20 protein-coding genes and 1 tRNA gene are annotated in these 18367 nt (G+C 68.5%); 13 read left to right on the plus strand and 8 right to left on the minus strand.

What is annotated here, in order from left to right:
* Positions 1 to 14: 14 nt before the first annotated feature.
* Positions 15 to 887, plus strand: coding sequence for an ATP-grasp domain-containing protein (locus ACW171_RS11600; protein ID WP_492093434.1), 873 nt, complete (start codon positions 15 to 17; stop codon positions 885 to 887).
* Here the strand turns inward: ACW171_RS11600 and nth are convergent.
* Positions 884 to 1624 (minus strand): endonuclease III, encoded by a 741-nt coding sequence (nth, locus tag ACW171_RS11605; RefSeq protein ID WP_492096625.1) that lies wholly within the window; start codon positions 1622 to 1624, stop codon positions 884 to 886. The genes ACW171_RS11600 and nth overlap by 4 nt on opposite strands.
* Positions 1621 to 2913, minus strand: coding sequence for a flavin monoamine oxidase family protein (locus ACW171_RS11610; RefSeq protein ID WP_492093435.1), 1293 nt, complete (start codon positions 2911 to 2913; stop codon positions 1621 to 1623). Before ACW171_RS11610 ends, nth begins: the two co-directional genes overlap by 4 nt.
* Positions 2914 to 3052: 139 nt before the next feature.
* Here ACW171_RS11610 and ACW171_RS11615 point away from each other — a divergent pair, with 139 nt between their 5' ends.
* The 5 genes from ACW171_RS11615 to ACW171_RS11635 all read left to right on the plus strand — a co-directional run bounded on the left by ACW171_RS11615 (position 3053) and on the right by ACW171_RS11635 (position 7698).
* Entirely contained in the window at positions 3053 to 4165 is a 1113-nt protein-coding gene (locus ACW171_RS11615) for an HlyD family secretion protein (RefSeq protein ID WP_492093437.1), read from the plus strand.
* Entirely contained in the window at positions 4162 to 5751 is a 1590-nt protein-coding gene (locus tag ACW171_RS11620; protein ID WP_492093439.1) for a DHA2 family efflux MFS transporter permease subunit, read from the plus strand. Before ACW171_RS11615 ends, ACW171_RS11620 begins: the two co-directional genes overlap by 4 nt.
* The gene (locus ACW171_RS11625) at positions 5751 to 6344 is read left to right on the plus strand and encodes a TetR/AcrR family transcriptional regulator (RefSeq protein ID WP_492093441.1); all 594 of its coding nucleotides are present in this window, start codon (positions 5751 to 5753) and stop codon (positions 6342 to 6344) included. Before ACW171_RS11620 ends, ACW171_RS11625 begins: the two co-directional genes overlap by 1 nt.
* A gap of 74 nt (positions 6345 to 6418) precedes the next feature.
* Positions 6419 to 7171: a creatininase family protein gene (locus tag ACW171_RS11630; RefSeq protein WP_492093443.1), complete on the plus strand. Its 753-nt coding sequence runs from the start codon at positions 6419 to 6421 to the stop codon at positions 7169 to 7171.
* A gap of 23 nt (positions 7172 to 7194) precedes the next feature.
* On the plus strand, positions 7195 to 7698 hold the full coding sequence (locus ACW171_RS11635) for a phasin family protein (protein ID WP_492093445.1): 504 nt from the start codon (positions 7195 to 7197) through the stop codon (positions 7696 to 7698).
* Between the two features lie 12 nt (positions 7699 to 7710).
* Here ACW171_RS11635 and ACW171_RS11640 read toward each other — a convergent pair whose 3' ends face one another.
* Genes ACW171_RS11640 through tsaD form a run of 3 tightly spaced genes read right to left on the minus strand, consistent with a single transcriptional unit; the run spans position 7711 to position 10234 of the window.
* Entirely contained in the window at positions 7711 to 8097 is a 387-nt protein-coding gene (locus tag ACW171_RS11640) for a Rieske (2Fe-2S) protein (protein ID WP_492093446.1), read from the minus strand.
* The gene (locus ACW171_RS11645) at positions 8094 to 9092 is read right to left on the minus strand and encodes an NAD(P)H-dependent glycerol-3-phosphate dehydrogenase (protein WP_492093448.1); all 999 of its coding nucleotides are present in this window, start codon (positions 9090 to 9092) and stop codon (positions 8094 to 8096) included. Before ACW171_RS11645 ends, ACW171_RS11640 begins: the two co-directional genes overlap by 4 nt.
* An 8-nt stretch (positions 9093 to 9100) precedes the next feature.
* Positions 9101 to 10234, minus strand: a complete 1134-nt coding sequence (gene tsaD, locus ACW171_RS11650; protein ID WP_492096626.1) for a tRNA (adenosine(37)-N6)-threonylcarbamoyltransferase complex transferase subunit TsaD — start codon at positions 10232 to 10234, stop codon at positions 9101 to 9103.
* A gap of 43 nt (positions 10235 to 10277) precedes the next feature.
* On the opposite strand from tsaD, the gene hemC reads away from it, so the two are divergent.
* The 3 genes from hemC (at position 10278) to ACW171_RS11665 (ending at position 12010) form a co-directional block, all read left to right on the plus strand.
* Positions 10278 to 11207, plus strand: a complete 930-nt coding sequence (hemC, locus tag ACW171_RS11655; RefSeq protein WP_492093449.1) for a hydroxymethylbilane synthase — start codon at positions 10278 to 10280, stop codon at positions 11205 to 11207.
* Position 11208: 1 nt separating this feature from the next.
* Positions 11209 to 11889, plus strand: a complete 681-nt coding sequence (locus ACW171_RS11660) for a uroporphyrinogen-III synthase (protein WP_492093450.1) — start codon at positions 11209 to 11211, stop codon at positions 11887 to 11889.
* A 45-nt stretch (positions 11890 to 11934) separates the two neighbouring features.
* A tRNA-Thr gene (locus ACW171_RS11665) sits at positions 11935 to 12010 on the plus strand.
* 56 nt (positions 12011 to 12066) lie between these two features.
* Here the strand turns inward: ACW171_RS11665 and ACW171_RS11670 are convergent.
* Together ACW171_RS11670 and ACW171_RS11675 are read right to left on the minus strand one after the other, a co-directional pair.
* Positions 12067 to 12651, minus strand: coding sequence for a DUF922 domain-containing protein (locus tag ACW171_RS11670; RefSeq protein WP_492093451.1), 585 nt, complete (start codon positions 12649 to 12651; stop codon positions 12067 to 12069).
* A 164-nt stretch (positions 12652 to 12815) separates the two neighbouring features.
* Entirely contained in the window at positions 12816 to 13784 is a 969-nt protein-coding gene (locus tag ACW171_RS11675) for a TauD/TfdA family dioxygenase (protein ID WP_492093453.1), read from the minus strand.
* A gap of 90 nt (positions 13785 to 13874) precedes the next feature.
* Here ACW171_RS11675 and ACW171_RS11680 point away from each other — a divergent pair, with 90 nt between their 5' ends.
* The 4 genes from ACW171_RS11680 (at position 13875) to trmB (ending at position 17525) form a co-directional block, all read left to right on the plus strand.
* Positions 13875 to 14912 carry a hypothetical protein gene (locus ACW171_RS11680; protein WP_492093454.1) on the plus strand — a complete coding sequence of 346 codons (1038 nt, stop codon included), beginning with the start codon at positions 13875 to 13877 and terminating at the stop codon, positions 14910 to 14912.
* A gap of 89 nt (positions 14913 to 15001) precedes the next feature.
* Entirely contained in the window at positions 15002 to 16201 is a 1200-nt protein-coding gene (gene metK / locus ACW171_RS11685) for a methionine adenosyltransferase (protein ID WP_492093455.1), read from the plus strand.
* A 167-nt stretch (positions 16202 to 16368) separates the two neighbouring features.
* Entirely contained in the window at positions 16369 to 16734 is a 366-nt protein-coding gene (locus tag ACW171_RS11690; protein WP_492093457.1) for a hypothetical protein, read from the plus strand.
* A gap of 65 nt (positions 16735 to 16799) precedes the next feature.
* Complete coding sequence (gene trmB, locus ACW171_RS11695; RefSeq protein ID WP_492093459.1) at positions 16800 to 17525, plus strand: tRNA (guanosine(46)-N7)-methyltransferase TrmB; 726 nt, start codon at positions 16800 to 16802, stop codon at positions 17523 to 17525.
* Between the two features lie 75 nt (positions 17526 to 17600).
* Here the strand turns inward: trmB and dapB are convergent, their stop codons facing one another.
* Positions 17601 to 18350 carry a 4-hydroxy-tetrahydrodipicolinate reductase gene (gene dapB, locus ACW171_RS11700; RefSeq protein ID WP_492093461.1) on the minus strand — a complete coding sequence of 250 codons (750 nt, stop codon included), beginning with the start codon at positions 18348 to 18350 and terminating at the stop codon, positions 17601 to 17603.
* Positions 18351 to 18367 lie beyond the last annotated feature (17 nt).

Genomic DNA, 18367 nt, shown 5'->3' on the forward strand with positions numbered 1-18367 from the left:
TACGGACGGGCCCAATGACCCAGATCGCCATCCTCACGCCCGCCGCCGACGACCCCGCCTACAAGAGCCACTGGCCCGTGGTGCTGGAGCGGCTGTCGACCGCGTTGGCCATGGCGGACGTCACCGCCGTCCCGACCGCCTGGACCGACCATATCGAGGATGCGTCCGGCCTGACCGGCTATCCGCTGGTCCTCGGCGTCCTCACCTGGGGCTATTACGAGCGCCACGCCGACTGGCTGGCGGCGACCAAACTGTGGGGCGAAGCGGGCGTCCGGATCGCCAATCCGGCCTCGGTGCTGGGCTGGAACTCGGACAAATCCTATCTGCGCCGACTGGAAGCCGCCGGGATCGCCATTCCGCCGACCGCCTGGAGCGATCAGGTGACGCAAGCCGAGGTCGACGCGGCCTTCGACCGGTTCGGGACCGACATCCTCGTGGTCAAGCCGACCGTCTCTGGCGGGGCCTGGAAGACGGCGAAGGTCTCGCGCGGCGAGGCTCTGACGGACGCGCCGGACGGCTCGGCCATGATCCAGCCCTTCCTGCCGGAGCTGGTCGCCGACGGCGAGCTGTCCCTGCTGTTCTTCGGCGGCCGGTTCAGCCATGCGGTGCTGAAGACGCCCAAGGCCGGGGATTTCCGCATCCAGTCGCAGTACGGCGGGACCTATTCGCACGTCGCCGAGCCTCCGGCAGGGGCGGTCGAACTGGCGACGCGGGTTCTTGCCACAATCGAGGAGCCGCTTCTCTACGCCCGGATCGACATGGTCAGATCCGGATCGAACTGGGTCTTGATGGAAGCGGAACTGGTCGAACCCGATTTCTACCTGTCGCAGGCGCCAGATGGCGGTCGTCTGTTCGCCGAGGCGGTCAGGACGCGACTTGACGCCTAGAGCGCGACCATCAGTCCCCGCGACGGGCACAGATCGTTGACGATGCAGCCGGCGCAGTTCGGCTTTCGCGCCGTGCAGGTGTAGCGCCCGTGCAGGATCAGCCAGTGGTGGGCCTTATGCAGGAAGGTCTCGGGCACGATCCGGTGCAGTTGGTTCTCGACCTTGTCCGGCGTCGCGGCATTGGCCAGGCCCAGCCGGTGCGAGACGCGGAACACATGGGTGTCAACCGCGATGGCCGGCTCGATTCCGAGCTCGTTCAGGACGACGCTGGCCGTCTTTCGCCCGACCCCAGGCAGAGCCTGCAGGTCCGTGCGGTTCAAGGGCACGACCCCGCCGTGCTGTTCCAGCACGATCCGGCTCAGGGCGATGACGTTCTTGGCCTTGCCGCGATACAGGCCGATGGAGGCGATGAAGGGGACCAGACCCTCCTCCCCGAGCGCCAGCATCTTCGCCGGCGTGTCGGCGACCTTGAACAGCTTGTCAGTGGCCTTGTTGACCGAGACGTCGGTCGCCTGAGCCGACAGCGCGACGGCGACGACGAGGGTGAAGGGGTCGGTGAAGTTCAGCTCGGTCTTGGGCTCCGGCATGACGCGGGCCAGGCGGGTGAAAATGTCCTCGACCCGGTCCTCGTCCGGCGGAAAGGCGAACATCGGAATCGGGGCGCCGGTCATGATGCTGCCGGGCTTGCGGGCGGGTGTAGCCTTGAGTTTCGCCTTGATCGCCTTGGCCACCCTCAGCCCGCCTCGGCAGCGGACAGGCGCGGGTCGATGCCCAGCGCCGTGATCGCTTCCACCGCCGCCCGCTCGCCTTCCTCCCAGGCCCCATGACAGGTGCCGTAGAAGCCGCCCGATGTCGCCTCGCCGGCGATGAAGATCCGGTCTTCGATCGGGCGTCTCAGCCGCGCCCGCGCCCCGGTTTCACGGTCGCCCAGCCCCGGCAGGACGTGCGAATAGGCGCCCCTCGAAAACGGCTCGGCGCCCCACATTGAGGTCGACAGGGCCCGCAGCCGCCTGGGGAAACTCGACCCAAGCAGGTCGCCCAGCTCCGAACAGGCGAAGTCGAAGAAGGCCGCCTCGCCCTCCGCCTCTAGCCCCCAGGCCAGGTCGCCGCCGAAATAACCCTCGATGATCGGCCGCCCGAAGGGTCTCAAGTGATAGCCGGCGGTCTGGGCGGTGTCGGTGCGGCCCCACAGCTGGCTGTCCTTGGGAAACTCCTCCCAGCCTTCGACCGCCATGTGCAACTTGGACGCCAGCCCCAGGGGCGCACCCGCCGCCGCCTCGATCAGGTCCGGCAGAGGTGGGTCGAACCGCACAGCCTCGGAGGCCAGCACCGAGGTCGGCAGGGTCAGGATCAGGGACTTCGCCTCGATCGTCCCGCGCGCCGTCTCGATCGTCAGCCGAGCGCCCGACCGGTCGATCCGTTCGACCGGGCAGTTCAGCACCACCGGCACGTCCGCGCCCAGGGCGGCGATGAGCGCGCCATAGCCCTCGGCCACCCGATGATTGACGCCGGTATCCACGTAGGCGTCGTAGTCGAGGGTCGAGACCTCGGCGAACTTCGCCCCGTTCAGAGCGCCCGAGATGGCGTCCATGTGCGCGGCCCAGCGGTCGCCGGGAACGAACAGGCGCGATGCCGCGTGATCGTCGCCCGCCTTCGCCGCTTCGGCCACCCGTTCGTCGAAGGCGTCGAAGGCCGCGCCGAACTCGGCCCGTTCCGCAGGGCTCAGGCCCAGGTCGAACGCCTGCTGGTCCCACGGAGGCGGGGTTTCGTCGATGGTGAAGCCGGCTTCGCGACCGATCTCGCAAAGGACGTTCCGGTCCGCCGAATGAAGCCAGCCGCAACCGAGATCCAGAGGCATGCCCTCGCGCAGCAGCGTATGGGCGCGCCCGCCGATCCGTTCGCGCGCCTCCAGGACCACGACGGCCGCGCCCGCGCGGGCCAGGCGCCGCGCGGCCGATATCCCGGCGGACCCGGCTCCGATGACGGCGACATCAATAAAAGAAGGCAGGGAAATCGGACGGCTCATTCAGACAGGGTGAACAGCCCGAAACATGACGTGTTCCATTCCTGCGGCAAGGGGATTGATTTCTGGACGATCGGGTCCATTTTACAGGCGTCGATTTGACGCATCCTCCCAAACGTCTCCCCATCCAAGAGTTCTTTCGATGGCCCTCTCGCCCGCCGTGCAGAAGCGTCTGCCCCTCATCGTCGGCGGCGTCGTCGCCATCGGCCTGATCATCGGCGCCGCCGTCTGGTGGCAGAACAAGCAGAGGTGGGAGACCACCGACAACGCCTTCGTCCAGGCCGACGTCACCCTCGTCAGTCCCCAGATCGACGGTTACGTCGCCGAGGTCCTGGTGACCGACAACCAGCGCGTCCAGGCCGGCCAGATTCTGGTCCGTCTCGACGATGCGGACGCCAAGGCCGAACTGGCCTCGGCCGAGGCCAACCTCGCCGCCCTGCTGGCCGCCGTCGACAATGTCGACGCCCGCGCCGCCCAGGAACAGGCCATGATCGCCTCGCGCGCCGCCGGTGTCGCCCAGGCCCGCGCCCAGGCCAATCTCGCCCAGGCCCAGGTCAATCGCTACACCGCGCTCCAGCGTCAGGGCTGGGTCTCGCAGCAGCGGATCGAGACCGAGACAGCCGGCGCCCAGACCGCCGCCGCCTCGGTCGCAGAGGCCCAGGCCGCCCTGGTCGCCGAACAGCGCACCGCCGGCGTCCTCGGCTCGACCCGCACGCAGAGCCTGGCCGCGGTCGATCAGGCTCGCGCCGCCGTCGAACAGGCCCGAACCAATCTGGACCGCACCGTGATCCGCGCCCCCGCCGCCGGCGTCGTCGGCGCGCGCGGCGTCCGCGCCGGCCAGTACGTCCGTCCGGGCGGCCAGCTGCTGTCGCTCGTGCCACTGGGCGAGACCTATATCGTGGCCAACTTCAAGGAGACCCAGCTGGATGGCCTGCGGCTCGGCCAGACCGTCCACATCGAGGCCGACGCCTTCCCGGGCCAGGACCTGACCGGCCGCATCGACAGCTTCGCCCCGGCCACCGGGTCGGAGTTCGCCCTGATCCCGGTTGAGAACGCCACCGGCAACTTCACCAAGATCACCCAGCGCGTGCCCGTGCGCATCCTGGTCGATCGCGCCAATGGCGGTCTGGCCCTGCGTCCTGGCCTGTCGGTCGAGGTCAAGGTGGATCTGAAAAGCGAGGGCGGCGCCTCCTTCGCCGAAGCCGCCACCGGGCAGACGCGCCTGGCCGACGCCGGAACCGCGAGCGCGGAATGACCGCGGCCGTCATCGACGGTTCGGCTCCAGCGGCGGCCGAGCCCAAGATCAACTGGACCTTCCTGATCCTGGGCTTCGCCGGGATGGTCATCGGCCAGTTCATGGCGATCCTGGACATCCAGATCGTCGCCGCTTCCCTGCCCCAGATCCAGTCGGGCATCGGCGCCTCGGCCGACGAGATCAGCTGGATCCAGACCGCCTATCTGATCCCCGAGGTCGTGATGATCCCCCTGTCGGGGTACCTGTCGCGGCTATGGGGGACCCAGAAGGTTTTCCTGTTCAGCTGCGGCGGCTTCGTGCTGATGAGCATCGCCGTCGGTCTGTCGTCCTCGGTCGAGGTGATGATCTTCTTCCGGGCCATCCAGGGCTTCGTCGGCGGCGCCATGATTCCGACCGTCTTCGCCGTGGCCTTCACCGCCTTCCCACCGTCCAAGCGCGTCACGGCGTCGGTCTTCATCGGCCTGATCGTCACCCTCGCCCCGACCGTGGGTCCGACCCTGGGCGGTCACCTGACGGAGATGGCCAGCTGGCGCTGGCTGTTCTTCATCAACGTCCCGTTCGGCCTCCTGTCCTTCTTCCTCGTCTGGCGCTTCGCTGATTTCGACAAGGGCGACCCCAGCCTGTCAAAGGGCTTCGACTGGATGGGTCTGGGCCTCATGGCCGCCTTCTTGATGAGCATGCAGTTCGTGCTCGAGGAGGGGTCCAAGAACGACTGGTTCGCCGACGACCAGATCCTGCTGCTGGCGGTGGTCGCCGCCATCTGCGGTCCAGCCTTCATCTGGCGGTCGCTGAGCTACTACAACCCGGTGGTCGAGCTGCGCGCCTTCAACAACCGCAACTTCCTCGTGGGGGTCGTGATGACCTTCACCGTAGGCGCGGCTCTGTTCGGGGGCACCTTCCTCTTGCCGCTGTTCCTGGCCCGGGTGCGCGATTATTCGCCGGCCGAGGTGGGCACGACCATGGTGGTTTCGGGTCTGGCCATGTTCCTGACCGGGCCATTCGCGGGACGGCTGGTGCGGATCCTCGACCTCAGGATCCTGATGTTCGGGGGCTTCATGCTGTGCGCCTGGGGCATGTGGGATGCCCATGCCGTCACGCCGGAGTGGGGCTTCTGGGAGTTTGCAGGGGTCCAGGCCTTGCGCGGCGTGGGCGTCATGATGGCCATGATCGCGGCTCAGCAGGTGACCATGTCGACCCTGCCGCCGCACATGGTCAAGAACGCCTCGGGCCTGGTAAACCTGTTCCGCAACGTCGGCGGCGCCTTCGGCCTGGCCTTCCTGAACACCTCCCTGACGACCAATACCGCCCTGCACATGAGCGAACTGACCCAGGCCATCCCCCAGACCGATGCGCGGATGCAGGAGATGCTGACCGGCATGGCCTCCATGATGTCCGGCTCGGTCGATCCGGACGGGGCGGCGATGAAAGCGGTTTACGGCCTGCTCCAGCGCCAGGCGACGACCCTGGCCTTCGGCGACGCGTTTGCCATGCTCGCGCTCGGCTGCGCAGCCTGCGCCTTCCTGACGCTCCTGGCCAAACCGGTGAAGCCGGGAACCGGGACACCGCCCCCGACCGACGCCCACTGATGCCTCGCATCGCGGGTCAGATCGACGAGAAGAAGTCGGAGGCGATCCTCGACGCCGCCATGGCGCTGTTCGCCGAAAAGGGCGGGGCAGCTTCGATGGAGCAGATCGCGCGCCGGGCGGGAGTCTCGAAACAGACCCTCTACAACCGCTACGCCAGCAAGGTGGAGATCGGCCGGGCCATGGCCGAACGTCGTTCGGAGACCATCACCGCCCCCCTTCGGACAGGCGGCGAACCGGTCGAGGTCCTGACTGCCTTGGCCCAGGTCATGCTCGACAAACTCTGCACGGCGGAGGGGCGCTCGGCGATGCGCGGCGTCGCCCTGATCTCGCCTCAGGCACCGGATCTGGCCCAGGCCGTCTATCACGCCGGGCCCGGCGAGAGCCTGCGCCGCCTGTCGTTGTGGCTGACCGAGCAGGACGCCAAGGCGACCTTGCGTGTGCCCGACCCGATGGCGGCGGCCGAGATGTTCACCGGTATGACCATGGGTCACGGCTATCTGCGCGGCATCCTCGGCGTCGCCGAACCGGACATCGATCAGGGCCGGCGCGCCCGCGAGACGGCCGAACGCTTCATCCGGGCTTTCGCGCCCTGACCGACCGGGCGTAAGGACGGCGCTCAAGCAGCGAGCGACCGCGTCGCGAGCGATAGCGCCCAAGAAAGAGTCCCATGCTGATCGCCTATTCCTCATGGCCCGAGATCGACGCCCGTCTGAAGACGACCAAGACGATCATCGTCCCCATCGGCTCCAACGAACAGCACGGCCCGACCGGGCTTCTCGGCACCGACTGGATGTGCCCCGAGATCATCGCTCACGCCGCCGAGAAGGCCGACGACAGCCTGATCGTCGCCCCGACCTTCAACATCGGCATGGCCCAGCACCACCTGGCCTTCCCCGGCACCATCTCCCTGCGCCCCTCGACCTTCATGAGCGCGATCACCGACTGGGTGTCGTCGCTCAGCCGCCACGGCTTCGAGCGGATCTACTTCCTCAACGGCCACGGCGGCAACGTCGCCACCATCGAGGCAACCTTCTCGGAGATCTACGCCGAATGGTCGTTCGTCGAGGAGCAGCCGCCCATGCTGCTGAAGCTGAAGAACTGGTGGGACCTGCCGGGCGTCATGGGGGTCTGCAACCAGCTGTTCCCGACCGGCCACGGCATGCACGCTACGCCATCGGAGATCGCGGTGACACAGGCCGCCTATCCGGACCGGATCAAGACGGCCGACTATTCTCCGAAGATCGCGCCCACCGGCCCGATCCGCGACGCCCTCGACTACCGCGCCCGCTTCCCCGACGGCCGTATCGGCTCCGATCCGGGCCAGGCGAGCCCCGAAAAGGGTCAGAAGATCATCGACGCCGCTGTGCCCGCCCTAATCCGCGACGTGGCCGCCTTCGCCGATGAAGTCTTGCCCGGCTGAGGAAAGCGGCCCAAGCCCTTCGCATGACCATGCTCGACAAGGCCCTCCGCGACGGCAAACGCCTGAACCGCAACGCGACATCGGCCGCCATGACCGCGGCGAGCGGGGGCGAGATGCTGCGCGCGGCCTCCGACGTCATCGCCGCCCGCCTCAACATCATGGCCGAGGGAATGGCCAATCCGATGAAGGCCGATATGGCCGAGATGCATCTGATGAGCACCGAGAAGGTCGAGGCCATGAGCGCCTCGGCCACCGCCATTGCGAGCAATATGGGCGATCTCGCCGCCCGCGTCTCGAAATCGGCCATGGACGAGGTCGGACATGCCCAGCGCGCAGCCTCGGCCATGGCCTCCGCCGCGAGCCCGGCCGGAGCGGCGACGGCCCAGTTCAACTACGCGGTCGGCTGGTGGGGGCGGGCGGCGGGCCAGATGCTGACCCTCAACACCGAACTGCTGAAGGCCCAGGCCGATGCGCTGAAGCCGATCCATTCGGCCGCCGTCGCCAACGCGAAACGTCTCAAAAAGTAAGACGCCGGGACCTCAGGCTGGGGCGGCCGTCCTGATGATCCCGTCCTCGACCCTCAACGGCCAAGACGTCAGTTTTCCACCCGCGCAGGGTCCGCCCACGCAGGTCCCCGACAGCGGCTCGAACACCGCCCCGTGCCAGCCGCACAGGATCAGCGACCCGTCCGGCGTCAGATAGCGATCCATCTCGATGGCGATCGGAAACCCCTGATGCGGGCAGCGATCGACCCATCCGGCGACCTGCCCGTCCTTGCGCACCACGAAGCCGTGGAAGAAGGCCTCGCCGATCTGCAGCACGAACCCGCGCGAGCCCGGCTCGGCGATGTCGTCGAGCGCGCACAGGGCCACGTTCGGCGGCGTGGTCCAGACACGTTTGCGCTCGGCCGCAGCTGTGTCGGTCATTCCCGCTCGGCCTTGAGCGGCCGGGACAGCAGGGCCTCGATCATGGCGTCCACCGTCGTCTCGCCCGCCAGCAGGGCTGCCGTGGCCTCACAGATCGGCATCTCCACGCCCATCTTCCTGGCCAGTTCACTCACGGCCGGCGCGCTCTCATAGCCCTCGGCCACCGACCGTTTACCCGCCAACGCCTGTTCGATCGTCTGGCCTTCGCCGAGCGCCAGACCCAGGCTCATATTCCTCGACTGCGGGCTGGAGCAGGTCAGGACCAGATCGCCCAGACCGCAAAGCCCCGCCACCGTCTCCGGCTCTCCGCCCAAGGCCACGCCCAGCCGCGTCATCTCCGCGAAGCCGCGCGTGATCAGGGCGGCATGGGCCGACTTGCCCAGTTTGCGCCCCTCCGAAAGCCCGCAGGCGATGGCCAGCACATTCTTGATTGCCCCGCCGACCTCTGCGCCGATCAGGTCGGTCGCCAGATAGGGCCGGAAAGCTGGACCGGAGAGTGTCTCCATCAGCGCCTCGCCCAGCACGGCGTCCTCACAGGCCAGGGTCACGGCCGTCGGCAGGCCTCTGGACACATCGGCAGCGAAACTGGGTCCCGACAGAACGGCCGCAGGTGCATCCGGGATGGTCTCGGCCAGCACCTCGGTCATCAGCTTCAGCGAGCCGCGCTCGATCCCCTTCGAGCAGAGGACGATCGGCGCGCCCGGCTTGTGATGCGGGGCATAGGCCGCCAGCGTCGAGCGCATGAACTGGGCCGGCGGCACGGCCAGCACCAGATCGCACTCCGACAGGCCCGACAGCTCCGCCGTCACCGAAATCCGATCGTCCAGAACCACGCCCGGCAGGAAGGCCTCATTGATGCGGCGTTTGGAGACGCTCTCGACCACCTCGGGCTCGCGGGCCTGCAGGATGACGTCCAGCCCGGCGCGGGCGCAGACCAGGGCCAGGGCCGTTCCCCAGGCCCCTGCGCCGATGACTCCCGCAGTGCGATAGGCCATTCGTTCCCTCAAGCTTTCGCGCCCTTGCGCCCGGTCGGATGGACAGGATCGGCCAGCGCGCGCGCCTCGTCCAGCGGCCATCGCGGACGGGCGGGCGCATCGATGTCCGAAACCAGCCCCAGCTGAAGCCGTTCCGCCCCCGCCAGTGCGATCATCGCCGCGTTGTCGGTACAATAGGCCATGGGCGGCGCCAGGAACGAAAACCCGCGCTTCGCCGCCGTCGCCTCCAGCACCCGCCGCACCGTCTTGTTCGCGGCCACACCGCCGGCGACCACAAAGAGCCGGTGCTCATGCTTCTCGGAGTAGTCGGCCATGGCCCGATCCGAGCGTTCCGAAAGCTGGCGCGCGATGGCATTCTGCACCGCATCGGCCAGATCGGCCCGCTCCTGATCGGTCTCGCAAGTCTGGGCCAGCCGCGACGCCGCCGTCTTCAGCCCCGAGAACGAGAAGTCACAGTCCTTGCGCCCCAGCAGCGCTCTCGGCAGGTCGAAGCGCGACCCGTCGCCGCCCTCGGCCATTTTTTCCAGCGCCGGTCCGCCGGGGTAGCCCAATCCCATGGCCTTGGCGATCTTGTCGAAGGCCTCGCCCGCCGCATCGTCGATGGTCGTGCCCAGCCGGCTCATGTCGCCGATCCCACGCACCTCCAGCAGCTGGCAATGGCCGCCCGAGACCAGCAGCAGCAGGAAGGGGTATTCCACCTTCGCCCCCAGCCGCGCCGAGACCGCGTGGCCCTCCAGATGGTTGACGGCCACCAGAGGCAGGCCGCGCGCCAAGGCCACGGCCTTGCCGAACCCCAGCCCCACCATGACCCCGCCGACCAGACCCGGGCCCGCCGTCGCCGCCACCCCGTCCAGCCCGTCGTAGCCAAGCCCCGCTTCGGACATGGCCCGGCGCACGACGCCGTCGATCATCTCGACGTGGCTACGCGCCGCGATCTCGGGCACCACCCCGCCGAAGGCGGCATGATCGTCGATCTGGGAGTGGACGACCGAGGACAGCACCGTCGCCACGCCATCCGGCGTCAGCCGCACGACCGAGGCCGCCGTTTCGTCGCAGCTCGTCTCAAGGCCCAGGACGGTCAGGTCGCCCGCCTTCGCCGCCCTGGTTGTCGCCCCGGTCTCGCTGCTGTAGTCCGCGCCCATACTCATCGGGTCGAGGTAGCGACCCTGCCGGACCCGCGCAACCATGGCCCCCCTGATCCGCATCGGCACCCGTCGTTCCGCCCTGGCGCTCGCCCAGTCCGGCATGATGCAGCGCGCCATCGCCGCCGCCATGGATCTGACCCTCGAACAGGTCGTCCTGGTCGAGATCGTCACCACCGGCGACCGCATCCAGGACCGCCGCCTGATGGAGGTCGGGGGCAAGGCCCTGTTCACCAAGGAGATCGAGGAGGCCCTGATCGACGGCCGCATCGACATCGCCGTCCATTCGATGAAGGACGTGCCCGCCGACCAGCCGCCCGGCCTGACCATCGCCGCCATCCCGGAGCGGGAAGACGCCCGCGACGCCTTCATCAGCCGCGACTGGGACGGCTTCGACGCCTTGCCCCTCGGTGCCCGCCTCGGCACGGCCTCCCTGCGGCGCCAGGCCCAGGCCCTGGCGCTTCGTCCGGACCTGCAGATCGAGATGCTGCGCGGTAACATCGACACCCGCCTGCGCCGCGCCGGCGAAGGCGAGTTCGACGCCATCCTGCTGGCCGCCGCCGGGCTCAACCGTCTCGGTCGGACCGAGGCGGTGCGCGAATACCTGTCGCTCGACACCTTCCTGCCCGCCCCCGGCCAGGGCGCTCTGGCGCTCCAGACCCGCGAGGACGACATCGACCACGCCTGGGTCGCCGCGCTGAACCATGCGGACACGTCCCTGGCCATCGCCGCCGAACGCGGCGCCATGGTCGCGCTGGAAGGCTCCTGCCGCACCGCCGTCGGCGCCCACGCTATCCTCGACAACGACCACCTGGCCCTGACCACCGAGATGCTGGCCCCCGACGGCACGGCCCGCTGGCGCCGGGCAGGAGCCCTGGCCGTGATCGAGGGCGAGGCTGCCGCCCGCACGCTCGGCGAACAGCTCGGCCATCAGGTCCACCTCGCGGCGGGCGACCAGACGTTCGACGTCTGACATGGCTGGGGTTCAGACCGTCTGGGTCACCCGCGCCCATCCGGGCGCCGAGCGGACCGCCGAGCGGCTGACGGCCATGCGGCTGACGCCGGTGGTCGTCCCGCTTCTGACTCTGCAACCTCTGAACGTCCGGCCCGTCCTGACCGGCATCGAGGCGCTCGCCTTCACCAGCCGGAACGGAGTGGCGGCATTTGCCGAATGCTCCCCGGTTCCAGCCCTGCCCGTCTTCGCAGTCGGGGACGCCACCGCCGCCGCCGCGCGCGACGCGGGCTTCACCGATGTCCGCTCCGCCGGAGGCGACTTGTACGCCCTCGCCGCCCTGATCCGAGCGGAGGCGACGGGCCTGTCCGTCCTGCATCCCGCCGCAACGGAACCGGCGGGCGACCTCGCCGCCCTTGTCGGCGACACCGCCCGTATCGAGACACTGGCCGTCTATGAAGCGCGAGAAACCGGCGCCGCGCCGCCCGAAACCTGGGACGCCGTCATGATCCATTCGCCCCGCGCGGCCCGCGCCCTGAGCGCCGGCCTCCTGTTCGCGCCCGGAGACCGGATCGCGGTCGCCATCTCGACCGCCGCCGCCGAGCCGTTGGCGTCGCTCGGCTTCGCGGAAATCCGCGTGGCCTCCGCCCCAACCGAAACGAGCCTTCTCGCAGCGCTTGGCAAGCCGCGGGTCAGCGTATAAAGAGCCGCTTCCTCCGTCGCGGCCTCCGGGCCGCCTCGCGACAGGGCCGCTTTAGCTCAGCTGGTAGAGCACATCATTCGTAATGATGGGGTCAGGTGTTCGAGTCACCTAAGCGGCACCACTTCTTCCCGGATCATCACCCGATACCGACAGGCGCGCGGCACCCCTGACGTCGCGTCAGTAGACGGCGCCTTCGGTGCGGCCGTGGCCGGTCAGGCGGTCGTACTCCGCGCTCGCGGCGGAGACGGTCTGGATTTCCCTGGCGGCCACCGCACGCGCCGTCTCGCAATCCGGGGCCGCCCGCATGGTGCTCTGGATTCCCCGCGCGCCCGCCTCGGCGATCCGGATGTGGTTGCTCTCGTGGGTCGTAAGGGCGGCGAAATAGGCTTCCCAGGCGGCCCTGTCGCCGCGCGAAAGCCGATCGACCCCGGCCAGATCCGGCATGACCACCACGATCGAATGGCTCACTACGCTCCGGGCCGGATCGCACCGACCGTTCGCGCCGCCCATCTGATAGCTGTAGCGCCAGCGGGTGACAGCGTCGTGGCGCGCTCCGGAAGCGGTCGCAGGCCTGGCCGCGTTCATCGCCGTCCGGATGGACCGTTTGCTGCGGCCGGTCACCTCGTATCCCTCCAGGGTGACATTGGCCCATCCGGCGATGACGGGGACCGCCGCGCGCAGGCGGTCTGACGCGGGCGAGGCTTCAGACGCCGCGTTCGCCTGGATCAGAGCCGCGATCATCAGGGTCGCCGGGAGTGTCATGCTTGGCCTGAATCGAGGAGTTTGGACCACTCTAGAGGCAGGGACGGGCCTTCGCCAAATCCTGGATCGCCTGCAGGGCCGACGAGATGGACGGAGGGCTGGGCTTTGCGCTCGCACGGTTCAGCCCTCCGTCCGTTCCTGCAGCTCGGGGCCTTCAGACGCCTTTAGGCCCGCATCGCGACAGGCGCCGTCGGCGGGCGGAACATGGCCTTGCGCCAGGGCGGATCGGCCGGCTCCTCCGGATCGGGGGCGACGTCCCGCAGGTAGCCGAAGTAGGAGGCGATCAGCCGGTTGTCGGCATCGAGGATGGCGCGGCGGCCGTGCATGATCCTGCTGTTGTCCAGCATGATCAGATCGCCCTGGCGCCAGGGAATGGGCGCGGTAATCGGTCCTGCGGCCTGGCGCACCGCCTCCATCCAGTCGTCCGGAACCCTCTGTCCGTTGTCCATGACCGGGAAGTTGGGCAGGCCCAGATAGTCCCGGGCGAACAGCAGGAAGTTCCCGAAGGCGGGAGCGCCTCCGAACCGTGTGGCGTGCAGCATGGGCCGGCTGAAGACCCTGAGGATCCCGGCCGGCGACCGCACGAAACGATAGGGGCTGGACTTCGGCTGGTCCGCCAGTTGCGCGTCGGAAGGCGTCGGCGCCCCCAGCCAGTAGGTCAGGGTCTCCGGCGAGGCGGGCTGGACGTAGAGCAGCCGACGCCGGCTCATCGCCTCACGGATCTCGGCGGGCAGACGCCGGACGATCTCGGCCCCGTCGCACACCGTCGTCTCGCCCCCCGAGACGGGCGGCTGCAGGCACAGGAAGAAGCAGACGTCGGGCTTCCATGGCTCACGCGACAGCTCGGGATGCAGGGGGAAGGGGTCCGAGCCCCCGTTCACCGACTGAATGTTGTGGGCCTGGTCCAGCAGTCGCCGGTCCGGACTTTCATTGAACACCGAGCTGACGCACCAGGCGTCGGTGAAGGCCTTGAACGCCTCCAGCCCCGCCGGAAACCCCCGCAGCAGGACGGCGCCGTGGCGGCGGAACAGCACCCCGACAGTTTCGGCCGGAACCGCCTCCAGCCGTTCGCCCTTACCGGCGACCACGATCGCATAGGGTGTCTCGGAAGTCGGAAGCAGGATTTCGGCCATCGGTTTCCGCTTGCGGCATGATGCGGGAGGACGTTCATAGCGCGGCGTCGCACGCCGTGCGACCGCAAGATGGCACGGAACGGAGACGCCATGCAGTTCGGTCTCAGGGATCTGATGGCCTCGCCGGATCACTATCTGTTCGCCTTCGAGGGCGGCCAGGCGACCGTGATGCCGATGGACCGGGCCGCCTATGGCCGATCCATCTTTCTGGATCGCCGGATCTCGCCCGCCGGCCGGCAGACGGCCCAGGTGGATGTTGCCCAGCTCGCGGCCATACTGGATCGCGGCCAGAGCCCGATCCCGGAAACCGGCTGGATCTTCCACGTCGCCCACTGCGGCTCGACGCTTCTGGCGCGGGCGCTGGATGTTCCGGGCGACCTGGTGCTGCGTGAGCCGGTTCCCCTGCGCCAGCTGGCGATCGAGGCGGTCGGAGGACCGCGCGACGAGGCCTGGCGGTCGCGGCTACGGCTGGCCTTGCGGATGATGGGGCGGCGCTACGCCCCGGACGCTCCGGTCGTCGTCAAGGCGAACGTCCCGGTCAACTTCATCGTCGATGACATGATGGCCGAGCGCCCCACAGCTCCCGCCGTCTTCCTCTACTATCCGCTGGAGACCTATCTCCTGGCGATCCTGCGGTCCGACAATCACCGCGCCTGGGTCATGAGCGTCACCACCGAACTGGCGCGAGAACTGGATCGCCGCGAGCCCTCCGCGACGCCGATGGCCAGTCCGGCCCTAGCGGCGGCCCGGCTTTGGCTGGCCCAGATCCGCATCTACGCCGACGCCCTGGCCCGATATCCCCGGGCTGTCAGCCTCGATGCCGCGACCCTCTTCGCCAGACCCGCAGAGGTGCTGGAGGCCGCCGCCCGACACTTTGGCGTGTCGGTCTCGGCCGAGGCCGTGGCGACGACGGTCGCCGGCCCCCTGTTCTCGACCTATTCGAAGAACCCCGGCATGGCCTTCGACAATGCGGCCAGGCTGGCGCGCGAGGCCGAGCAGCGCGCCTTGCTGGGCCAGGAACTGGCCGTCGCGACCGACTGGGTCCGAGCGCGTCTCGACGAAGCCCCCATCCCTTCGCGGCTCGACCGCCCGCTCGTGGGTCCCGCGCCCGCCTTGATCGGATCCTGAACCCGACACCGCTCTCTTGAACATATAAGCATATCTTTATATGTCTCCGGCAAACCCCGCCCTTTCAGGGCTGCTCGGAGCGAACCCCTTTGTCCCGTTCTTCCTTCCTCTTCACCTCGGAAAGCGTTTCCGAGGGTCACCCCGACAAGGTCGCGGACCGTATCTCTGACACGGTCGTAGATCTGTTCCTGTCTAAGGATCCCTACGCCCGCGTGGCGTGCGAGACCCTGACGACGACGAACCTGGTGGTGTTGGCCGGCGAGATCCGGGGCAACGGCATCATGGACACCGCCGGCGAATGGGCTCCGGGCGTCCAGGACGAGATCGAGGCCGCCGTGCGCGCGGCGGTCAAGGACATCGGCTATGAACAGGCCGGCTTCCACTGGGACAGGTTCGAGTTCATCAACCGACTGCACGGCCAGTCGGCCGACATCGCCGTCGGCGTCGACGCCGCCGGCAACAAGGATGAAGGCGCAGGCGACCAGGGCATCATGTTCGGCTACGCCTCGAACGAGACGCCGGAACTGATGCCGGCCACCCTGCAATACAGCCACAACATCCTGAAGCGCCTGGCCGAGGTCCGCCACGGCGGCGACAAGCGCCTGGAGCCCGATGCCAAGTCCCAGGTCACCATCCAGTACGAGGACGGTGTGCCTGTCCGCGCCACCTCCATCGTCCTGTCGACCCAGCACGCCGCCGGCCTGTCGTCGGAACAGGTGGCCGAGATCGTCAAGCCCTACATCCTCGAAGTTCTGCCGGAAGGCTTCACCGACGAGAACACCGTCTGGCACATCAACCCGACCGGCATCTTCGAGATCGGCGGACCCGACGGCGACGCGGGCGTGACCGGCCGCAAGATCATCGTCGACACCTACGGCGGCGCGGCGCCCCACGGCGGCGGCGCCTTCTCGGGCAAGGACCCGACCAAGGTCGACCGTTCGGCCGCCTACGCCTGCCGCTACCTGGCCAAGAACGTCGTCGCGGCCGGTCTGGCTGATCGCTGCACCATCCAGATCTCCTACGCCATCGGCGTGGCCAAGCCCCAGTCGATCCACGTCGACCTGCACGGCACCGGCAAGGGTTCGGTCACCGAGGCCGTTCTGGAAGACAAGATCCTGGGCCTGATCGGCGGCGCCACTCCCCGCGCGATCCGCGAGCACCTGGGCTTGAACAAGCCGATCTACGCCCGCACCTCCGCCTACGGCCACTTCGGCCGCACGCCGGACGCGGACGGCGGCTTCAGCTGGGAAAAGACCGATCTGGTCGATCAGTTGAAGGCCCTCGCCTAAACCCGGTCGAAGATCTCCGGATACGGGCGGGGCCTCGCGGTTCCGCCCGTTTTCATGCCAGGTGATCGTTCCTGACAGTCGCGCCGCCGGGCGTTGACGCGGCACAGGCCTTGTTCTCAATACCCTCGAGGTCCGGCGATGTCTGTCGGATCGGGGGACTACGAGACATGAAGACCTTTGTGACGGGCGCCCTGGCCGCCCTCGCCATGCTGGCCTGCGCCGCACCGGCATCGGCCGTTCCGAAACAGGACGGCGACTACTACACCTTCACCCTGGTCAACGGCACGCCCTGGACCATCCTGACCTTCCACACCGGCGAGCCGAACGGCACCTACAGCCGCGACTGGATGCCGACGCGTATCCTGGCCTCGGGGGACGACGTCGCCATGCGCTTCTACGATTCCGAGGATGCCTGCGAATACTACGTCAAGATCGTCTTCGAGGACGGCGACGCGTGGGAACAGAAGCTGGACTTCTGCGCATTGGAATATGTGGTGGTGAACGAAGACGGCACCATCGAAGGCATCGAGTAGCCGACATCCTGTCACCGGCCGTCGCCGAGGGGCGCGGCCGGTGATTTTGCGGTATAGGCCCGCAAATGCCCGCTTCCCGACCCAAGAAACCCGGCGATCCCCTGCATCCGCGCGCCACGGGACCGTTACGCTCGTTCGGCCGCATCAAGTCGCGGGTGATCAAACCGCTGCAAGCGGCCCTGTTCGACAGTCTTCTGCCATCCATCGCCGTACCCGACCCGGCGCTCGGCCCGATCGACCTCGAGACCCTGATGCCCGGGGCGACGGAGGTCTGGCTGGAGATCGGCTTCGGCGGCGGCGAGCATCTGGCCGCCCAGGCCGCGCGCCACCCCGACGCCCTGATGATCGGCTGCGAGCCCTTCCTCAACGGCGTGGCCTCGGCCCTGCGTCACGTCGAGGAGGGCGAGCTCAAGAACGTCCGCCTCCACGCCGACGACGCCCGGGCGGTGGTTCAGGCTCTGCCCGACGGCTCGCTCGACCGGATCATGATCCTGTTCCCCGACCCCTGGCACAAGGCACGCCACAACAAGCGCCGCCTGATCCAGCCCGCCTTCGCCGCCGAACTGGCCTCGAAGCTCAAGCCGGGCGGCCGGCTGCGGTTCGTCACCGACTGGAAGGACTATGCGGGCTGGGCGCTGGAGCGGTTCCTGGCGACGCCCGGCCTCGTGTGGTTGGCCGACGAAACGGCAGACTGGAAGGTCGCGCCCGAGGACCACGTCGTGACCCGCTACGAGGAGAAACGCCTCGGCGACACCGATCCGCTGTTCCTGGAGTTCGAGAGGGTCGTCTGACCCCAGACACCCATCGCGCTCAAGCAGCGAGGCTCCGCGAGCCGAGCGTTAGCGCGTCGCGATGCGACACAGGCGTTATGCCTGCCTGAACCCCAGCACGTCCTGCATGTCGTAGAGGCCAGGCCTGCGCGTCCGCACCCAGGCGGCGGCCGCCACAGCGCCCTTGGCGAACAGGGACCGGTCGATGGCCGAGTGGCTCAGCGTCAGGACCTCATCGTCCGAGGCGAACAGCACGGTGTGCTCGCCCACGATCCCGCCCGCGCGGATTGAGGAGAAGCCGATCGTGCCCGCCTTACGTTCTTCCGAGATCCCATCGTAGGGGGCGCTGCGGAGCGCCTCGAGGTCATGCCCCCGTCCGTTAGCCGCCGCCTCGCCCAGCATCAGGGCGGTGCCGGACGGGGCGTCGATCTTCTTCCGGTGATGGGCCTCTGTGATCTCGATGTCCCAGTCGCGGGCGTCCAGACGCAAGGCCGCATGCTCGACCAGGCCGATCAGGATGTTGACGCCCAGGGAGAAGTTGCCGCTGCGCACGATGGCGACCTTTTCGGCCGCCGTCTGAAGCGCCGCTTCCTGCTCCGGCGAGAAGCCCGTCGAGCCGATCACCAGGGCCGGCCCCCCGCGCTCGGCGCAGGCTGTCGCGAGGGCCACCGAGGCTTCCGCAGTCGAGAAGTCGATGACCACGTCGCACAGGCTCAGGTCCGGCGTCTCGCCCCAGTCGAACCGGACCGAGACCATGACGTCTTCGCGGGCATCCAGCGCCTGGGAGACGGCCCGGCCCATCCGGCCGCGTGCGCCGGAAATCCCGACGTGGAACAGTTCGCTCAAGTCTCAGGCCCCCTCTG

The organism is Brevundimonas sp. FV1ye28 (genome assembly GCF_058681135.1).